The organism is Candidatus Woesearchaeota archaeon (assembly GCA_018302225.1).
Taxonomy (GTDB): Archaea; Nanobdellota; Nanobdellia; order SCGC-AAA011-G17; family JAGVZY01; genus JAGVZY01.
Map to the genome: position 1 here is coordinate 1 of JAGVZY010000012.1, position 16,656 is coordinate 16,656.

General features: G+C 27.6%; 18 protein-coding genes and 1 pseudogene. 11 read left to right on the top strand and 8 right to left on the bottom strand.

Going from position 1 to position 16,656, the window contains the following annotated elements; genetic code table 11:
* Positions 1-853, bottom strand: an 853-nt coding sequence (locus J4403_02960; protein MBS3167144.1) for a transposase, incomplete at its 3' end; no start/stop codon positions are given.
* Positions 854-988: 135 nt separating this feature from the next.
* On the opposite strand from J4403_02960, the gene J4403_02965 reads away from it, so the two are divergent.
* The 7 genes from J4403_02965 to J4403_02995 all read left to right on the top strand — a co-directional run bounded on the left by J4403_02965 (position 989) and on the right by J4403_02995 (position 8,322).
* Positions 989-1,246: a hypothetical protein gene (locus J4403_02965; protein ID MBS3167145.1), complete on the top strand. Its 258-nt coding sequence runs from the start codon at positions 989-991 to the stop codon at positions 1,244-1,246.
* A gap of 12 nt (positions 1,247-1,258) precedes the next feature.
* On the top strand, positions 1,259-2,326 hold the full coding sequence (locus J4403_02970; protein MBS3167146.1) for a radical SAM protein: 1,068 nt from the start codon (positions 1,259-1,261) through the stop codon (positions 2,324-2,326).
* Positions 2,314-2,835 carry a hypothetical protein gene (locus J4403_02975; protein MBS3167147.1) on the top strand — a complete coding sequence of 174 codons (522 nt, stop codon included), beginning with the start codon at positions 2,314-2,316 and terminating at the stop codon, positions 2,833-2,835. The genes J4403_02970 and J4403_02975 overlap by 13 nt, the downstream gene beginning before the upstream one ends.
* A gap of 6 nt (positions 2,836-2,841) precedes the next feature.
* Positions 2,842-3,438: a histidine phosphatase family protein gene (locus tag J4403_02980; protein ID MBS3167148.1), complete on the top strand. Its 597-nt coding sequence runs from the start codon at positions 2,842-2,844 to the stop codon at positions 3,436-3,438.
* A 42-nt stretch (positions 3,439-3,480) separates the two neighbouring features.
* The gene (locus J4403_02985; protein MBS3167149.1) at positions 3,481-4,512 is read left to right on the top strand and encodes a hypothetical protein; all 1,032 of its coding nucleotides are present in this window, start codon (positions 3,481-3,483) and stop codon (positions 4,510-4,512) included.
* Positions 4,513-4,583: 71 nt separating this feature from the next.
* Complete coding sequence (locus tag J4403_02990; GenBank protein MBS3167150.1) at positions 4,584-7,517, top strand: right-handed parallel beta-helix repeat-containing protein; 2,934 nt, start codon at positions 4,584-4,586, stop codon at positions 7,515-7,517.
* Position 7,518: 1 nt separating this feature from the next.
* Positions 7,519-8,322 carry a hypothetical protein gene (locus J4403_02995; GenBank protein MBS3167151.1) on the top strand — a complete coding sequence of 268 codons (804 nt, stop codon included), beginning with the start codon at positions 7,519-7,521 and terminating at the stop codon, positions 8,320-8,322.
* A gap of 1 nt (position 8,323) precedes the next feature.
* Here J4403_02995 and J4403_03000 read toward each other — a convergent pair whose 3' ends face one another.
* Genes J4403_03000 through J4403_03030 form a run of 7 tightly spaced genes read right to left on the bottom strand, consistent with a single transcriptional unit; the run spans position 8,324 to position 13,892 of the window.
* Entirely contained in the window at positions 8,324-8,623 is a 300-nt protein-coding gene (locus J4403_03000) for a hypothetical protein (GenBank protein MBS3167152.1), read from the bottom strand.
* Positions 8,620-9,015: a Holliday junction resolvase gene (locus tag J4403_03005; GenBank protein ID MBS3167153.1), complete on the bottom strand. Its 396-nt coding sequence runs from the start codon at positions 9,013-9,015 to the stop codon at positions 8,620-8,622. The genes J4403_03000 and J4403_03005 overlap by 4 nt, the downstream gene beginning before the upstream one ends.
* A 42-nt stretch (positions 9,016-9,057) precedes the next feature.
* The gene (locus tag J4403_03010) at positions 9,058-10,644 is read right to left on the bottom strand and encodes a lysine--tRNA ligase (protein ID MBS3167154.1); all 1,587 of its coding nucleotides are present in this window, start codon (positions 10,642-10,644) and stop codon (positions 9,058-9,060) included.
* Positions 10,645-10,650: 6 nt separating this feature from the next.
* Positions 10,651-11,088 (bottom strand): hypothetical protein, encoded by a 438-nt coding sequence (locus J4403_03015; GenBank protein MBS3167155.1) that lies wholly within the window; start codon positions 11,086-11,088, stop codon positions 10,651-10,653.
* On the bottom strand, positions 11,085-11,651 hold the full coding sequence (locus J4403_03020; GenBank protein MBS3167156.1) for a nucleotidyltransferase domain-containing protein: 567 nt from the start codon (positions 11,649-11,651) through the stop codon (positions 11,085-11,087). Before J4403_03020 ends, J4403_03015 begins: the two co-directional genes overlap by 4 nt.
* A 38-nt stretch (positions 11,652-11,689) precedes the next feature.
* Complete coding sequence (locus J4403_03025; protein ID MBS3167157.1) at positions 11,690-12,733, bottom strand: hypothetical protein; 1,044 nt, start codon at positions 12,731-12,733, stop codon at positions 11,690-11,692.
* A gap of 37 nt (positions 12,734-12,770) precedes the next feature.
* Positions 12,771-13,892, bottom strand: coding sequence for a GerAB/ArcD/ProY family transporter (locus tag J4403_03030; GenBank protein MBS3167158.1), 1,122 nt, complete (start codon positions 13,890-13,892; stop codon positions 12,771-12,773).
* 51 nt (positions 13,893-13,943) lie between these two features.
* On the opposite strand from J4403_03030, the pseudogene J4403_03035 reads away from it, so the two are divergent.
* From J4403_03035 to J4403_03050, 4 genes and pseudogenes are all read left to right on the top strand, one after another.
* Positions 13,944-14,545, top strand: a pseudogene (locus J4403_03035) (DNA alkylation repair protein).
* 47 nt (positions 14,546-14,592) lie between these two features.
* Entirely contained in the window at positions 14,593-15,174 is a 582-nt protein-coding gene (locus J4403_03040; protein ID MBS3167159.1) for a nucleotidyltransferase domain-containing protein, read from the top strand.
* Entirely contained in the window at positions 15,167-15,604 is a 438-nt protein-coding gene (locus tag J4403_03045) for a hypothetical protein (GenBank protein MBS3167160.1), read from the top strand. The genes J4403_03040 and J4403_03045 overlap by 8 nt, the downstream gene beginning before the upstream one ends.
* A gap of 154 nt (positions 15,605-15,758) precedes the next feature.
* Positions 15,759-16,652, top strand: coding sequence for an FAD-dependent oxidoreductase (locus J4403_03050; GenBank protein ID MBS3167161.1), 894 nt, complete (start codon positions 15,759-15,761; stop codon positions 16,650-16,652).
* The last annotated feature ends 4 nt before the right edge of the window (positions 16,653-16,656 follow it).

The following is a 16,656-nucleotide window of genomic DNA, read 5'->3' on the forward strand; positions in this document are numbered from 1 at the left end:
GGCTTTGGTGCAACCCTCTTGATAAGAACAAAAAATAATATTGCATTCTGTCAATATTATGGGCAATTAACTTGCTTATAAGTTCGACTTTCTGAGTTGCAAAGGTTTTGTTTCTCAAAACAGAACCATATTTTCTTTTAATCATAGAAAATACAGTCTCAACTTTACTTCTTTGATGATAATCTCGACCATCAACTTTCTTTCCAAGCTTTAAATAGCCATAAAAGTTATTATGCCCTCTTACAGGTATAATTGGTATAGCTCGCAATTTGTTTAAAACAAACTGCCTATTCTTTTTACTGTCATATCCTTTATCAGCAAAAACTTTTTTTGTTTCAATATTTTGTAATACCTTTTTAAAATCAATGTGATCATTTCTCAATTTTCTTCTTATTTTATATTTTAAAATAAATAGTTTATCTGTATCTACGCACACACTTAATTTAACGTATCTCTTTGTTTTCTGAGGTTTATCGCTATTTTGAATATTTCTGAAATAGTAGCTTTTTGATTCAGTTTCAAAGCCAGTTGAATCAACTGCAACATTATTTGCTTGTCTTATATCTAACAACCTGTCTATTCGCTTTTCAATTTTTTTACCAAATCGAATTATAGTGGTATGAACTGGGATTCTTTTTAATTCAAGAAGCATTTGTATTTCTGAAGATGCTTTAATTAACGAGATTACACCTCGTGCAGTTGTTTTAAGCTTTTGCATAAACAAATATATTGCACACTTTTGATAGTTGCAATATATTTTATTTGAAAACTTTGAAAAATATTTTGGAATTTTTGTAGCAATTTTTAAAGCATTTTTAACAAATTTTAAATAATCTGAATATATATCTTTCATGGGGTTTACCTCTTTTTGTGTTCTTGCGAACCATAAAGAGGGGTAAAACCCTCTTTTATTTAAATTTTTAGAAGGATTGCACCAAAGCCATTTAGTTAATAATAATCAAAAAATAAATCTACGGGAGGGACTTATATGAGCTTAGAATTTCTTGAGGTATTTCAGAATAATTTAAATTGTATTTCTAAAGTTGAAGAGAAAGTACTTGGAATTCCTTCTATAAAGAGATTGACCCCACAAGAAACAAAAAAATTGTCTGTTTATGCCTTTTGGAGCGAATCCATAAAAATTAAGGGTTCTCTTCAAAAATTGTTGGTTTATTGTGGAGATTGTGAAAGTTTTTGTACTGGGGGAGCTTGTCAGGCTTCTTGTAGAAGTTATATTCAAGAATAAATTTTTTTTAATATGGATCCAATTCAAGGTAGGAGATTCGAGAATGAATTTAATTTACAATGGCATATAACTAATAAATGTAATAATTCATGTAAACACTGTTATATAAATAAAAAATCAAGTAATCTTGATGAGCTTAGTTTAAGTGAATCTTTTAAAGTAATAGATGATTTAGTGCAATTTTCTGAACTTATTAATTTAATTCCAAGTATTTCTTTTACGGGTGGAGATCCTTTATTAAAAAAAGATATCAATAATTTATTGGCTTATGCCAATCAAAATAAAGTGAAGATAGTTATGTTAGGAAATGCTTCTTTATTAAATAAAAAAAATCTTGAAATGCTTAAAAAGAATAATGTTTCTAAATATCAATTAAGTTTCGATGGATTAAAGGATACGCATGATTTTATACGTGGAAAAGGTAGTTTTGATGAAAATTTAGAAGGAATTATTAAATTAAGAAGCCATGATATTCCAGTAATGATTATGAGTACAGTTTCTAAAATAAATTATTTAGATATACCTGAATTGATTGAATTTCTCGTCCCTAGAGATATTTTAGTTTTTGATTTTGCCAGATTAGTTCCTATTGGGCAGGGTAAGAGGATTAAAGAAGAATGTTTTAAACCATTCGAGTACAAAACTTTTTTATTACAAGTATATTCTGTTTATAAAAAGTTAAAGAATCAAGGTTTTGATATTAATACTTTCGGTTTTAAAGATCCTTTATGGAGTCTATTTTTTTATGAATTAAATAAAGAAAATCCTTCTTTTTTAAATCAAATTCCTCAAGATAAAAAGATTTATGGAGGATGTAGTATAGGTAGAAATGGATTTTGTATGGAACCTGATGGAACTTTGTATGCTTGTAGAAGACTTTCGGAACCAATAGGTAATATAAAAGAAACCTCTATAAGAAATTTTTTTATCTCTTCAGAAGAGATGAATAAATATAGAGAAATTCATAAAATCAAGGCTTGTTCAGATTGTGAAATTATTTCTTTATGTCGAGGATGTAGGGCTGTTGCCTGGTCTGAAAATAAAAATTATTTTGAGAGGGATCCACAATGTTGGAAATAAAATATGATTACCTTATTTTAAGAGGAAATATAGGTGTAGGAAAGACTACTACCCTTAAGAAATTAATCCCTTATTTTCATAAAAGTCGCATAAATTTTGCTTTAATAGATTGTGGGGAATTAAGAAAATATATTGGTGATAAAGAACCTTCTTATAAAAATAGGGTTTTATGTGCAAAAAATACTATTCTTTTAGCAAATAGTTTTATTCAAGAAGGATATTTTACGCTTCTTGAATGGGTTTTAGCAGATCAAGATTTATTAGACCAAATGAAAAAACAAATAAGTGGAGAGGGTAAATTAATAAGATTATCTTGTTCATTAGAACAAAATTTAATTAGAAATAAATGTCCCAATCGGATGTGGCCTGGAAGTATTGACAAAATTGTTTATATAAACAATTTATTTGAAAAAAATAAACCATATAACTTAAATGAAACTTTAATAGATAATAATCTGCTAAGTGCAGAGGAAGTTGCCAATCAAATTATAAATTTAATTAAAAAATAATATAAAATGAAACTACTTTTAACAAGGCATGGAGAAGTTAAAAATGATTTTTCTATAATAAATTTAGATGGCAATTTAACTTTAACTGAATCAGGAATTTTACAAACAAAAAAATTGGCTGAATATTTAAAGTTATACAAATTAAATTTAATTATTTCGAGTAATCTTTTGAGATGTAAAGATACTTCTAAAATAATCCAGGATTTAATTAATGTTCCAATAGTATATAATCCCTTGTTAAATGAACGAAATAGTGGTGATTTTGAAGGAAAATCTAAAGATGAAATAAATTGGGAAGGATTGGGAGATAAAATTGAAAATTTATGTCCTCCAAATGGGGAAAGCTTTTTAATGGTTCAAGAAAGAGCAAAACAATTTTTGAATTATATTTTTAATGAAATTAGTCAGAATGAAATTATTTTAATCGTTTCTCATGAAGGCTTTTTGAAGATATTTATAGGGTATTTACTTGGAATAAACATTCAGGATTCAATTTTTAAATTAAAAATACATGAGTGTTCTTTAACTGAAATAGATTTTGATAAAAAATATAAATGTGGTTTTAGAATAAATTTTTTTAATGATACGCATTATCTTAATTAATTCTCACAAATCTTTATAAATAATCTTTCTTTAATTGTAAATATGTTCAATAAAAGAGGTATGAGCCATATAGACTGGGCTATAAGTATGGGTATATTTATTACTGGGATGTTGGCTTTGTTTATTCTTTGGCAACCTTGGTCAAGTCAAGATGATTGGGAAGGAGATGTTTTAACTCATATTGTTATGGATAATTTTTTGTATGGTCCTGATGATAGTGGGAGTTATGATATAAAAGGACATCCAATTTGTGGTGATGATCCTACAACTGATTTATATTGTGTAACTTCAGTTTTCTATAGGAAGAGAGTGTATGTTAAGATCTCAGGGAGCTATACAATAGATTTATCTGATTTTGATTGTAAAACTTCTTGTCAAAAAGATTATTTTAAAATAAAAGATAAAGATAATAATGAAGTAGGTTTTTCTATTTTATCAAATGAACTTAGTTTGCCTACCTTAGGTGAAGGTTATTATGATATTTATTATGATAAGAATAATGAAGTTTCATTAAATCCTACTTCCTCTTCTGGTTCTGGGACGGATGAATGTGATGACCCTTTAACTTGTGATCTTGGAACAGGAACTGTTGAGTTTAGTGGAGTAAGCTTGGAGAAGTTATATAAACTTGTAATGTGTGCTGAAAGTGATGGGGCTCCCGCGAGTTGTACAGATGGTTTTTTAAAATGGGCTCAAAATCCAGACGGAATTTATGAGGTTACCCAAAATAATTATTTAAAGGTTAAAACTAATTGGAATTATCCATCTGGAAGAAATTTCCAAATATGTTTGAGAGATAATCAAGGAAATATTTATTTGCCTAATTGTATGACTCCTTCACTTGATCAAAAAAAATGTGATCTTTGGGGATTTAAATTAAAAATTGATTCGAGTAAGCTTTGTAAAACTAAAGATTCTTTAACGTATACAGAACCTTCGGCAGGTATTCCAGTATATACTTATGAATTACCTTTAAGATTAATTAAAGATGATCCTTCTTATGATCCAGAAGGTTTTGTGGATTTGGGTGGAAATAAATTAGAAACTATTTATGTGTCTGTTTCAGCGTGGTAAATGCCTTAAATAAGCTGTTTTAAGCTTATTTTTGGGTTAGTTTTTTAAAGCAAATGGTCTTTAAATACTAAATGAGCAGAAAATTCCTTATTTTTGGAATATGGATACTTTTACTAGCTTGTTTTGTTAGTTCTTACTCAGAATGTTCTACAATTGACTGTGTGACTATGCAATTAAATGCTGGAAATAGTGTTAAGCTTATTTCGAATATTTCTTTTACTTCTTATGGTTATCCTCAAATAACTCATTCAGATGTTGAGTTAGATTGTGATAATTATTATATTAAAGGTAAGCGAATTTATGATTCAGGGTTTAATTTTACAAGTGTTTCTGGAGTAACTGTTAAAAATTGTAATCTTTTTGATAGCGCAACTCTTTGGTTTTCAGATTCAAATAATAATATCATAATTAACAATTATGTTAAAGGAATGTTTGGTGGTATAAATTTAGTTAATTCTAATAATAATTTAATTCAGAATAATATTTTTAGTGCACAATATTATAGTTATGCTAATGGAGAAAATAATATTTTTGATTCTAATCAGTTTATGGATTATGGAACAGAGTATGATAGAAGTATATTTATTTCGGGTAAGGGGGGTAGATTTACCAATAATTATATAGAAGGGGTTTATTATGGCGTTTATTTAGATGCTTCTGATTTTTATATTTCCAATATGACTTCTAATTATACTTCGGGATTTGGAATAAGTGGCTATACGGATGGATTACAAAATAATACTTATATTATTAATAGTCCTTTAGGTTTTAGTGCAAATTTTGTAGAGAATATAACTGTAATTAATTCATATTTTAACGCTGATGGGGCTAAAGATGTTTATATTTATGGTGGAAGTGGAGGTATTTCTGGTGGAGAAAATATTTATATAGAAAATGCCGAAGGTGCAGGAGCATATGGATTATGGATTGATAATCCTGATTTTTCAGGATATTGGATTAATAATAAAAATGTTACTTTTAAAAACATTAAACAAGAGATTGGAGCTTTTAATGTAGAAGACTTATCTATAACTCATTCATCAGGTAGAGCAAGTATTGGTAATATTAAGAATGGAATTATAGAAAATAATAATTTTGCTATAGACTATTTTGGTTTGGATGGGGATTTAAGCGGATATTTTGATAATGTTATTTTTGAAGATAATACTTTTAATGGAACTGTTGACTTAAAAAGTGGAAAGGATTCAAAAATTATAAGCAACCATTTTATTAGTGGTGGAAGTTATGCTTTTTACAATTTTAATGATTCTGAGATAGGAAGTAATACTTTTGATAATTCAGATATTTATTTTTCAGGTAATAATTTAGATATTTCTGAAAATGAGTTTAAGGGTATGGGTGGGTTGAGTATTGGAGGAACTTCTGACAATGTTAATTTCTTTGACAATACCTTGACTAATTCTTCTTTAATTATTAGTGGGAAGAATGGTTTTGTTTCAACAAATGCTTTTGTTAATTCCTCTTTATTTATTAGAGGAGATAATAATCAAATTGAAAATAATTATCTTTCTGGTAAGAGTTATTTTCCTATAAATAACGACGAACCCAGTGATAATGTTTTTATTAGGCTTTATAATACAAAAAATGTTTTAGTTAAAAATAATATTTTAATTTACGGGGAGGGAATAACTTTAAGTGATTCACGTCCTTATGATTATGGTAATAATGAAATTTATGGGAACAGAATTGAAAATTGTACATATGGGCTACGTTTATATAATTATAATTATACAGATAATATTCATGACAACATTATTTTAGGTGCAAAAGAATATGCTGTGTATAATTATGGAAATCAAGACATTCATTTAGAAAATAATCAATGGGGAACTGATGATGAAAATGTTATTCAAACCTTAATCTATGATATCTTTGATGATGCAACAAGAGGAAGGGTTTATTATTCACCTTGGTTGCCTTGGGGTCAACAAGCTGTAGATGCAGATAATGATGGTGTTGATGATGCTATTGATAATTGTTTAGGTCTAGGTAATCCAGGACAAGAAGATTCTGATAATGATAAAAAAGGAAATGCTTGTGATACTTGTCCTTTAGATAAAGACGATGATTATGATAAAGATGGAATTTGTGGTAATTTAGATAATTGTCCTAATAATAAAAATCCAAATCAACAAGATGCAGATGGAGATGGTAATGGTGATGCATGTGATAGTTATAATAATGAAAATCCTTTAGCAATTGCTTCAGCAGATTTAATTAAAGGAAAAGCACCATTTACTGTTAAATTTACTGGTATGGTTGTTGGTGGAAATTCTCCAGTTGCTTATAATTGGAATTTTAAAGATGGTTCAAGTTCAACACAAAAAGATATAACACATACTTTCCAAACTCAAGGAACTTATGAAGTTGAATTTATTACTACTGATAAAGATGGAGATTTAAGCACAAGTAAAAAAACAATTACTGTAACAAGTGATGAAATTACAATAAGTGAATATTCTCCTTCAAGTTTAAGTTTGACTTTGAATGAAGGTGAGCAACAAATCTTTAATGTAAAAGCACAAAAAAATCCTGCTTGGTATTTAGACGGATTGTATAAAGGAAAATCAGAAAGTTACACTCTAAGTACAAATTCAAGAAGTGCAGGAGTTCATACTTTGAGAGCAGTTGTTGATAATTCTAAAGCTGTTGAATGGACAGTAACTGTTAATGATATTAATTCTGGAAAAGATTTTCAGATTTTAAATTTAAAATTAGATAAATTGCAAACTTCTTCAGGTAATACTGTAATTAGTTTTAATATTTATAATAATGGAAATACCCAAGAAGAGATTAAATGGAGTGTTAATACCGGAACTTCAACTTTAAGTAATAAAGTGACTGTTGCAGGAAATTCTTATACTACTATATTTGCTTACTGGAATTATAAAGCTCCAGGTTATACTGTAACTGCAACTGTGGATCCAGATAGTTTAGTAAGTGAAGATGATGAAACAAACAATGTAGGAGTTTTAAATATTTAAAATGCAATGGGATAAAGCTATTAGTGGAAAGAGAAAAATAGATCAAGCTATTGAGAAAGGTAGAAACAGATTTTTTAGAAGTAGGAAGGATAAAAGTGGTGAAGAAGGGAGTAAATATGATTGGATAAGAAAAATTCCCTTTAAAAGAAAAATTGGTGCAGTAGTTTTAGCAGGAGGACTTGCTTTATTATCTGCTAAAGATGCTTTGGCAGTAACTGTTTCTGACTTGTATAAAGAATTTGTAAATACTGCAAAGATAAATTATAATGTAGATTTTCTAGAGCCAAATTGTTATGAATATAATCAAGCTGATGTTAATGGAGATACAATTGATGGTATTTGTTATGAAGCAAGTAATGGAGATAAAACCTGGATAAATTTAATGTATTCTACTGAACAAAAACCTCAGCAAGAATATGATGAAGCAAATATACTTTCTATAATAGGACAAAATAGATTAGAACATATTATTTCAAATTCAGATGAAATTAAAGCAAAAGTTGATACTGTTGCACAATTGTTAAATTGGCAAGCAGTTACACCAACAAATCCTAATACAGATAGCCCTTCAACTGAACTAATAAATTATCCAAATCCTTTTACAGATAAAACTACTTTGAAATATAATGCTAATTCAGATGTTATGATTTATAGTGTTGTAGGAGAGTTTATTACCAATCTTAAAACTGATTCTAATGGAAAAGTAGAATGGGATGGAACTAATGGTTTGGGAATGGAATTAAGTTCCGGTGTTTATTTGGGTGTGGCTAATAAACAAAAAATAAAAATAGTTTATGTGAAATAAACTATCCAACTAATTTTAATTTCTTTTTAATTTCATTAAACATTTTTTGAAAAGATGCATGAATTGCAGTTGATAATTCCCAGTCTGAGGCACTTGATTCAAAGAAAACCTCTTTACATCTAGCATTTAAACTAATAGTATATTGTTTTGCTTTTTTTTCTAGCGGGTGCACTTTTAAAGTTAATCGCGCTTCTGAGATTTTTCCACAATGTTCTAATTTTGTTAATTCGTGCTCTGAAATTTCTTTTATTTTTGAAATTTCTTCTTTTTTAAGGTCATTTATTCCATTGTAATTTATCATTTTTGGCCTCCCAAAGTTAAATCTTTAAAAGTTAAACCTTCTTTAGTTGCTTCGTCTAAAGTAATAACATGATTATCTCCTCTACTTAATTTTGTTTTTGAAGTTTCAATAAATCTCCATTCTGTGTTATTAAATCTAACACCTATCCAGGGTTCTGCACCTAAAATATTTGCAAATAAGGTTAATTCTTCAACTTCTTTTTTTGTTAGATATGCTGTTGATTCTTTTCTTGCTTTACATTCAATAACTAGAACTCTTCCTGATTTACCTGCAATGATGTCTGGGGCAGGTATGGTTGTGCTTCCAGAACCAGCTACCCTTGATGCACTCCACCCATTATCCCAAAATAGATGGACTAATTCACGTTCTGTCCTGCAACCTTTCTTTTTCATTAAATTCTCCGAATTTAAGAACCTAAATTAGAGGTTTAAGTTTTATTTAACTTGTTTTAATAGTTTAATTGCACGTTCATTTAATAATAACAAGAAACCTGCTAGTCTCGGTCCACGTTCTTTTCCAATTAAGATCAAGTAAACTGCTTTGAAAAATTCTTGATTATTTATTTTATATTTTGTACAAATTTCATAGAATTTATTAAATAATTCTTCTTCTTTTATTTTTTTAATGTTTTTTTCAAGATAGCTGGAAAGTTCTTGAATACTTTGTTTTTCTAAAACTGTTAATTTGTTTAGTATTTCCTTAGTTACTTCTTTATGAACACTAAATTTAACTTGATCTGGAGCATAATTATTAATCCAATTTAAAGCACATTTTGCTCTTTGTAAAGCATATTTGTTTTTTGGATATAATTCTTCTATTTTCTTTAAATCCCCTTCGTACATTTGAACTAGAGAAACTAAATGTCTAAATGGTGGTCTTTCTGGTTTTTTCTTTTCTAGATTAATTACAGATAGTTCATAAATATCTTTTTGTTTTTCATATTCTTTTTTATTTTCTAATTTTGTTTCTTTGTAATAAATTGATTCACATTTATCAAAGTCTTCATATATTTTTAAAACATCTAAATCAAAGCCTATTGAGAATTCTCTATTTGGGCGAGTTCCTGCGAATAACCATTTTATAATTTCTGGTTCGTAAATTTCCATTGCATCTCTTGGAAGAATTAATTTACCTTTTGAACTAGACATTTTACCGCCCAAGCCTTTAATACCTATCCATTCATATACTTGATAAGTTGGAGGTATATTTCCCCAGATTGCAGGAAGTATTTGTTTTCCTGTTTCATATGAACTTCCAGGAGAAGAGTGATCTTTTCCACCCGGTTCAAAACTTACTTGTTCATAATGCCAACGCATAGGCCAGTCAACTCTCCATAAAAGTTTAACATTACCTACTTTTTTGAAATTAATTTTTCCAGAATAGCCACAAGTACATTCATAACTTAAAGTGTAATTATTATCATAATCTAAAATTTTGGTGTTGTCTTTATTGCATTTTTCACAATAAATTGTTGTAGGATACCAATCATTTTCTAGTGGTTCTTTTCTATATTTATTTAATATTTTTTTAATTGCTGCTTTATTTAGCAGAGCTTTTTTGATATCATCAGCATATTTACAACTTTTATACATTTTACTCTGATCTATAAATTCTACTTCTATGCCTGCTTGCTTTACATCTGTTTCAGCAGTCTTTTCAAAATGTTCTGCAAATGATTTATGGCATTTCCATGGATCTGGAACTTCTGAAATAGGCAATCCAATATATTTTTCAAATTCTTTTGGAATATCTAGTGGAACTTTTCTAAATCTATCATAATTATCCCAAGAATAAATAAATCTCACTTGTTTACCTTCTTTTCTTAAGGCTTTAGCTACAAATTCTGAAGTTAATATTTCTCTAAAATGTCCTATATGAACATAACCTGAAGGTGAGATTCCAGAAGCACAAACATAAGATTTTTTGTTTCCATGCTCTTTTTTTATTTTTTCAATTACTGCTTTAGTCCAATGGAAGTTTTCAGCTTCTTCTTTTGGTTCTTTAATAGTTTTAGAGGGCATGATTTTTTAAGTCTCCTTTAGTTTTTTAATAATCTGATTTAAGAAATTAAATACTTTTTTTGCATATTCTTGATTTAATATTTTACCATAATAAGTTACAGAATTTCTAAAATACCTCAGTTCATTTAAAAATGAAATTTCGCTATCTGGAAATTTGAGTTTTTTAAGGTAAGCAATTTCAGCTTCATGCGCATAACTTCCTGAAGCAGAATACCCCCCTAAAAGGAGTTTAGCTCTTATATTTTCCATTATTATATCATAACAATCTTTTATTATTGAATTTGCATTTTTATCATTAATACCAATAATATTTATTCTTTCTTTTAGGCCTTCTAATGAAGTTTCGGATTCTTTAAGTAAGAATTCAGCTCTTGGTTTATCTGGGGCAGACTTTTTAATTCTTTTTTTGATTATATAATATTCAAATTCTTTAGGCAAGGTCATAAATCTACACTTCCTGATAAGATTATTCCATTTAAAATATTATCCTTTAAATGTTTATGTATTTCTTTAAAAGAAGGGTAAAAATTAAGGACAACTCTTCTTTCAAGTAATTTATCAAATTTTGTTAAGTTTATATTCTTTTCTTTTGTTCCTATTATTGCAATATCTATATCTGAATGGTATTCTTCTGTTTTATTAGAATTTATATCTTCTCCTTTAGAATAACTTCCAAAGAGGATTATTGTGCTCCCTGGAAAATTGTCTCTTAAGGTTTTTATTATTTGAGATTCATAAATTATCTTTAAGTTTTCGACTCTTTTTAATTCTATGGCTGTTGAATTGTCTCTATTTAATTCAATTGAGAGTAGGTTTAAATTTTCTATTTTTTTAACATTTATTAGTTCTTCTTTTTTTAATCCTTTTAAGGCATTTGAAACTGCAGTGGGAGATTTTTTTAAGTGTCTGGCTATACTTCTTAAATTTAAGCTAGTTCCTGCTTTTATACATAATAATCTAAATATTTCAGATTGCAGGTTTGTCCATTTTATATGGTATGTGTCCATTAATAATTACACGTGTCTATATTAGTTTATAAACCTTTCTATTTCTCAAAAACATAAATAAAGCTTTTTAAGTCACCAATTTGATAGTTTAATTTCTTAACTTGCTTAAAATCAGGTATTTTCAAATCTGGATTAGGAGTATTAATAACTAATTTTCCTTTGTTTTTTAAGGTATTTCTTAGAGCTTCTGAAAGTTGGTTGTAGAAGTTTAAAACTTCTGGTTTTTTATTCCTTTTACAAATATAAGGTGGGAATGAAACTACTGCTTCTAATTCATTATCTTTAAACATTGTTTCTATCCATTCTACTTCTCTTTTTGCTAATTCGACTTTTGCATCTGCCATTGAAATGTTTATTTTTGAATTTTTTAAAGAGCCAATGTTTTCTGCAAAGCCTATAATTCTTGAGTTTGCTTTTGGTGGATTTTCTATTTTTAATTTTAAGAAATTTTCATAAGCTAATTTTTTTTGATGTATAAATAATTTAGAGTTAAAATAATCTGCTTCTATTAAGATTATTCCATCTCTACAATAAGGGTCTAAGAGTATATTCTTATAATCACTTAATCTTATCATTGCATAGGCAACTATTGAGTTTAATGCACTGAAACTCATTTTTACTCTATAAAATCTTTTGTCTAGGGGAAATCCTGCAAAGTCTATTCCAAATAAATAATTATTATCTTGTATTTCAATTGCAAAAAGAGTGTGTGGATTTTCTAAGTTTACTTTTCCTTTTATAATTGAACCAATTTCATGTTCTATTTCTTTTGAACTAAAATTATGTTTTCCTTGTCTTGTAGATTTTATTGCAAATGTTTCATATTTCCAATCTAATTTTGTTGATTTTATTTCTTTTACAATATCTTTTAATTCTTTGAATTTTCCTGTTTGTAGTAATACTCCTGTTTTTAGAAGACTTTGAGAATGATAGGTTAATTTAGCAATATCTTCTAAAGTTTTAGTTTCAAAAGTAAGCATACCTGGATAAAGAATTTTTGATGAGATATTTAATAGTTCTTTAATCTCTTTTATACTTATTTCTTCTAATCCTTGGATTGTTTTAGCATACGCTTTAATCATTTTGAGATTATTAGTTAAAAGGCTTATAAAGGTTTTCTTAGATTAAACTAATTACTTGATAAACAATTACTAATAAGAATACAATTAAAAGAACATAACTTAATAGGTTATAATGCTTAATTTCATATTCAGGTTTTCTTTCTGAGTGTTTTTTAGCACTGTTATACATTAAGATAATAAGAATGCCTTCTAAACCCATTGCAAAGCTTCCCGCGATTGAAATAGTTTCTATAAAACTATTAAATCCAAGTATAAATAGAATAAAGGGAGGTATGATTACTAATAACCAAGCTAGTTTTTTTCTGATGTTTAGATCATAATGAAATAAATCTTTCATTCCAATTGTAACTACAATAAAACTAGAGCTTAGTGCAAAGAAAATAAACAAATTTCCTAATAAAGATAAAAGTTCAGAATCTAGATTTAAAACTGCAATTTCTTTTATATTTGAACCAAATGCGCCTATAAATGAAACTGAGAATATAATATAAATAATCATAGTTATTAACATTCCTAAAATTATAGAATTTTTAAGTTGTTTTTTATCTTTTAATTCATTTATCATTTCTGGGACTGCTAAAGTTCCGCCATAAGAGAAAAAAGCAATACCAAAAGGAATTAAAATTTTATAAAAATTAAAATCTTTTAAATTTAAAACATTCATTTTTGGAATTAGAATAATTGCTAGAGCTAAAATCAAACTTATCTTTAAGAATACGAATAAACTTTCATAACCTTCTGCTTTTTTAATATTGGGATAAGTAAATATTAACATTAAAGCAAAATAAGCTGAAGCTGTAATTATTATTGGTAAGTTTAAGAGAGTTGCTAATACTTCACCCACACCAATAATATAGGCTAATAAAGCACCATAAGTTAAAATGATTAAAGAAAAAGTTAGTAAATTTTTTCCTTTGTTTCCAAGATACTTGTAAGCATAACCACTTAGTTGATGTTTGTGATAGGTTCTTAAGACAATTTCTCCCATAAAGAGATTTACTATTAAGAAAATTAAACCTGCAAGTATAATTGCTAAAAGGCCAGTTGATAAGCCAACCTTGTTAATAATATAAGGTAATCCAAGAACACCAGCACCAATAGTCATACCTATAAGTGTTGAAGAAGCAAATAAGGTTCTTTTAAGGCTGTCTGTAAACATATTTAGAGTTAATACGGCAGGTTTTATAAACTCTTTTTTATTTTTAATACTATGACTCTTAATTTATTAATGGCAGATATAAAAAAGGTCGCAGATCCTAAGAAAGCAAAGATTTTAATGCGATTCTTTAAAACTGGAAAAGGTGAATATGGTGAAGGAGATGTTTTTTGGGGTATAGTTGTTCCAAAACAAAGGATAATTGCTAAAAAACATAGAGCGATAAGTTTAGAAGAGTGTTTAAGTTTATTAAAATCTAGAATTCATGAGTGTAGATTAACTGCTTTGTTTATTTTAATTGATAAGTATAAAAAAGGAAGTTTTGAAATTAAAGAAAGAATATTTCAAGAGTATCTAAAAAATACTGAATATATTAATAATTGGGATTTAGTTGATTTATCTGCTCCAAATATAATTGGAGACTATCTTTATGATAAAGATAAATCTATTTTATCTAAATTTGTTAAATCTAAAAGTTTGTGGGTTTAATACATAAAGCTGTTGGGTGGATGTTAAGAGAGATTGGAAAGAGAAATTTAAAAGTTGAAGAGGATTTCTTAAGGAGGTATTATAGAGTAATGCCAAGAACAATGTTAAGGTATGCTATTGAAAAGTTTTCAGAAGAGAAAAGGAAGTTTTATTTGAAAAAATCGTAAAAAAGCAAAAGATTTAAATAGTTCTATTATATAACATATGTTCTATAATGAAACCATTAATTCAAAAGAAGTACCTAAAGTTATATGAAGAAAATGCTATAACTAGGGTATATAACCTCTTATTTAAGTATCCTGAGAAAGAGTTTAGTCTTAGCGATATTGCTAGAGAAGCGGGTGTTGCAAAAGCTAATTTAGGCAAGATATTAGATGAATTATTTAAACTAGAAATTATTACTATTGAAAAATTAAGTAAGATTTGGAGAGTAAAAGCAAATTTACAAAACTGGAATTATATTAAAAACAAAATTGTTTATAACTTAAATTTTATTTATAACAGTGGTTTAGTTGAGTTTCTTGGAGCCCATTTTAATAATCCCAAATCAATTATTTTATTTGGTAGTTTTAGAAAAGGAGAGGATATTTCTACTTCAGATATTGATATTGCTATAGAAACTGAAGATACAGAATATAATACTATAAATCTAAAAGAATTGTCTGTTTTTGAAGAATATATTCATAGAAATATACAAATTCATTTGTTTAACAGAGAAAATATAAATTCTAACCTATTTAGCAATTTAGTTAATGGTATTATATTATATGGATTTTTAGAGGTGAATAATGAATAAAGAGTTTCTTTCTATTTGGTTGAAAGCAGGTATTTTAAGAAAGAAACAAAGTGATTTTGAAAAAATAAAATCTTTAATTAATTCTGCAGAAATGAATATGGCTGTTGTTAAATGTATCTCAATTACTGATGAATCGGCTACTTTAATATTTAGGGAAACTTATGAGTCAATAAGACAACTTGGAGAAGTTAAATGGGGACTTTTAAATTATGAACCTTCAAATCATGAAATAAGTTTGGAGAGTCTAAAAGATTTAGATATCAAGGAAAAAATCAAATTAAATTCCCTTGATAGATTCAAGAGAATAAGGCATGATATTAATTATAGAGGATTTAGGGCTAGTTTGGGACAAGCAGAAGAAATATTAAACTTTTGGAATAATTGTGGAGAGGAGATTATTAAAAATTTAAAAAAGGAAATCGAAAAATAATTAAATCTTATTTCTAGAACGTGTTGGTCCGCCGTGTTTGTAGAATTTAAATTTCTTTTTAAGACTCTTGCTTGATCTTTGAGTTGGAGTTGCGTATTCCATATTATTTAGAATATATGCAAATATTTAAAAGCTTTCATATTTTAATAGTAGTATGACTTATGATATAATTGTTATTGGGGGAGGACCTGCAGGTGTAAGTTGTAGTATTTATACTTCTAGATATAAATTAAAGACTTTAATGTTGTATGAACCTGGTGGTGGAACGTTAGTAACCGCACCATGGATTCATAATTATGCGGGTGTTAAGGAAATTTCTGGGGTGGAGTTACAGCAAGATTTTCTTAAACAAGCTAAAAAATCTGGAGTTGAAATAAAAGAAGAAGTTGTAGAGAAAATTGAAAAAACTAAAATTGGTTTTAAAGTTTATTGTGCTGAGAAGTTTTATGAAAGTAAATCTTTAGTTATTGCTACAGGTGTAAGGCATAAACAATTAGGATTAAAAGACGAAGAAAAGTTCTTAGGAAAAGGAGTAAGTTATTGTTTCTTGTGTGATGGTGCTATGTTCTCTAAAAAAGAAGTTGCTGTTGTTGGTGGAGCAAATTCTGCAGTTGCTGCAGCATTAAATCTATCTGAACTTACAAAAAAAGTTTATCTGATTTATAGAGGGGATAAATTAAAAGGAGAAGGTATAGAAGTTGATAAGTTGTTAAAAAGAAAGAAGGTTGAAATTATTTATAATTCTAATATTCAAAAGTTAAAAGGAAATAACTTTTTGGAATCTGTTGTTTTAGATAGTGGAAAAGAAATTAAAGTTAAGGGTTTGTTTATAGAAGTTGGTTTTGTTCCTGTCAGTTCATTATTAAATAATTTAAAAGTTAAAACTGAAAAAGGTTTTATTAAAGTTGATGATGAACAAAAAACAAATATTAAAGGAATATTTGCTGCAGGCGATATAACTAGTAAATCTAAAGTTAAACAAGTTTCTGTTGCAGTTGGTGAAGGTGCTGTTGCAGGTGTTTCTGCATATAATTATTTAAAAAAGTAGTAAA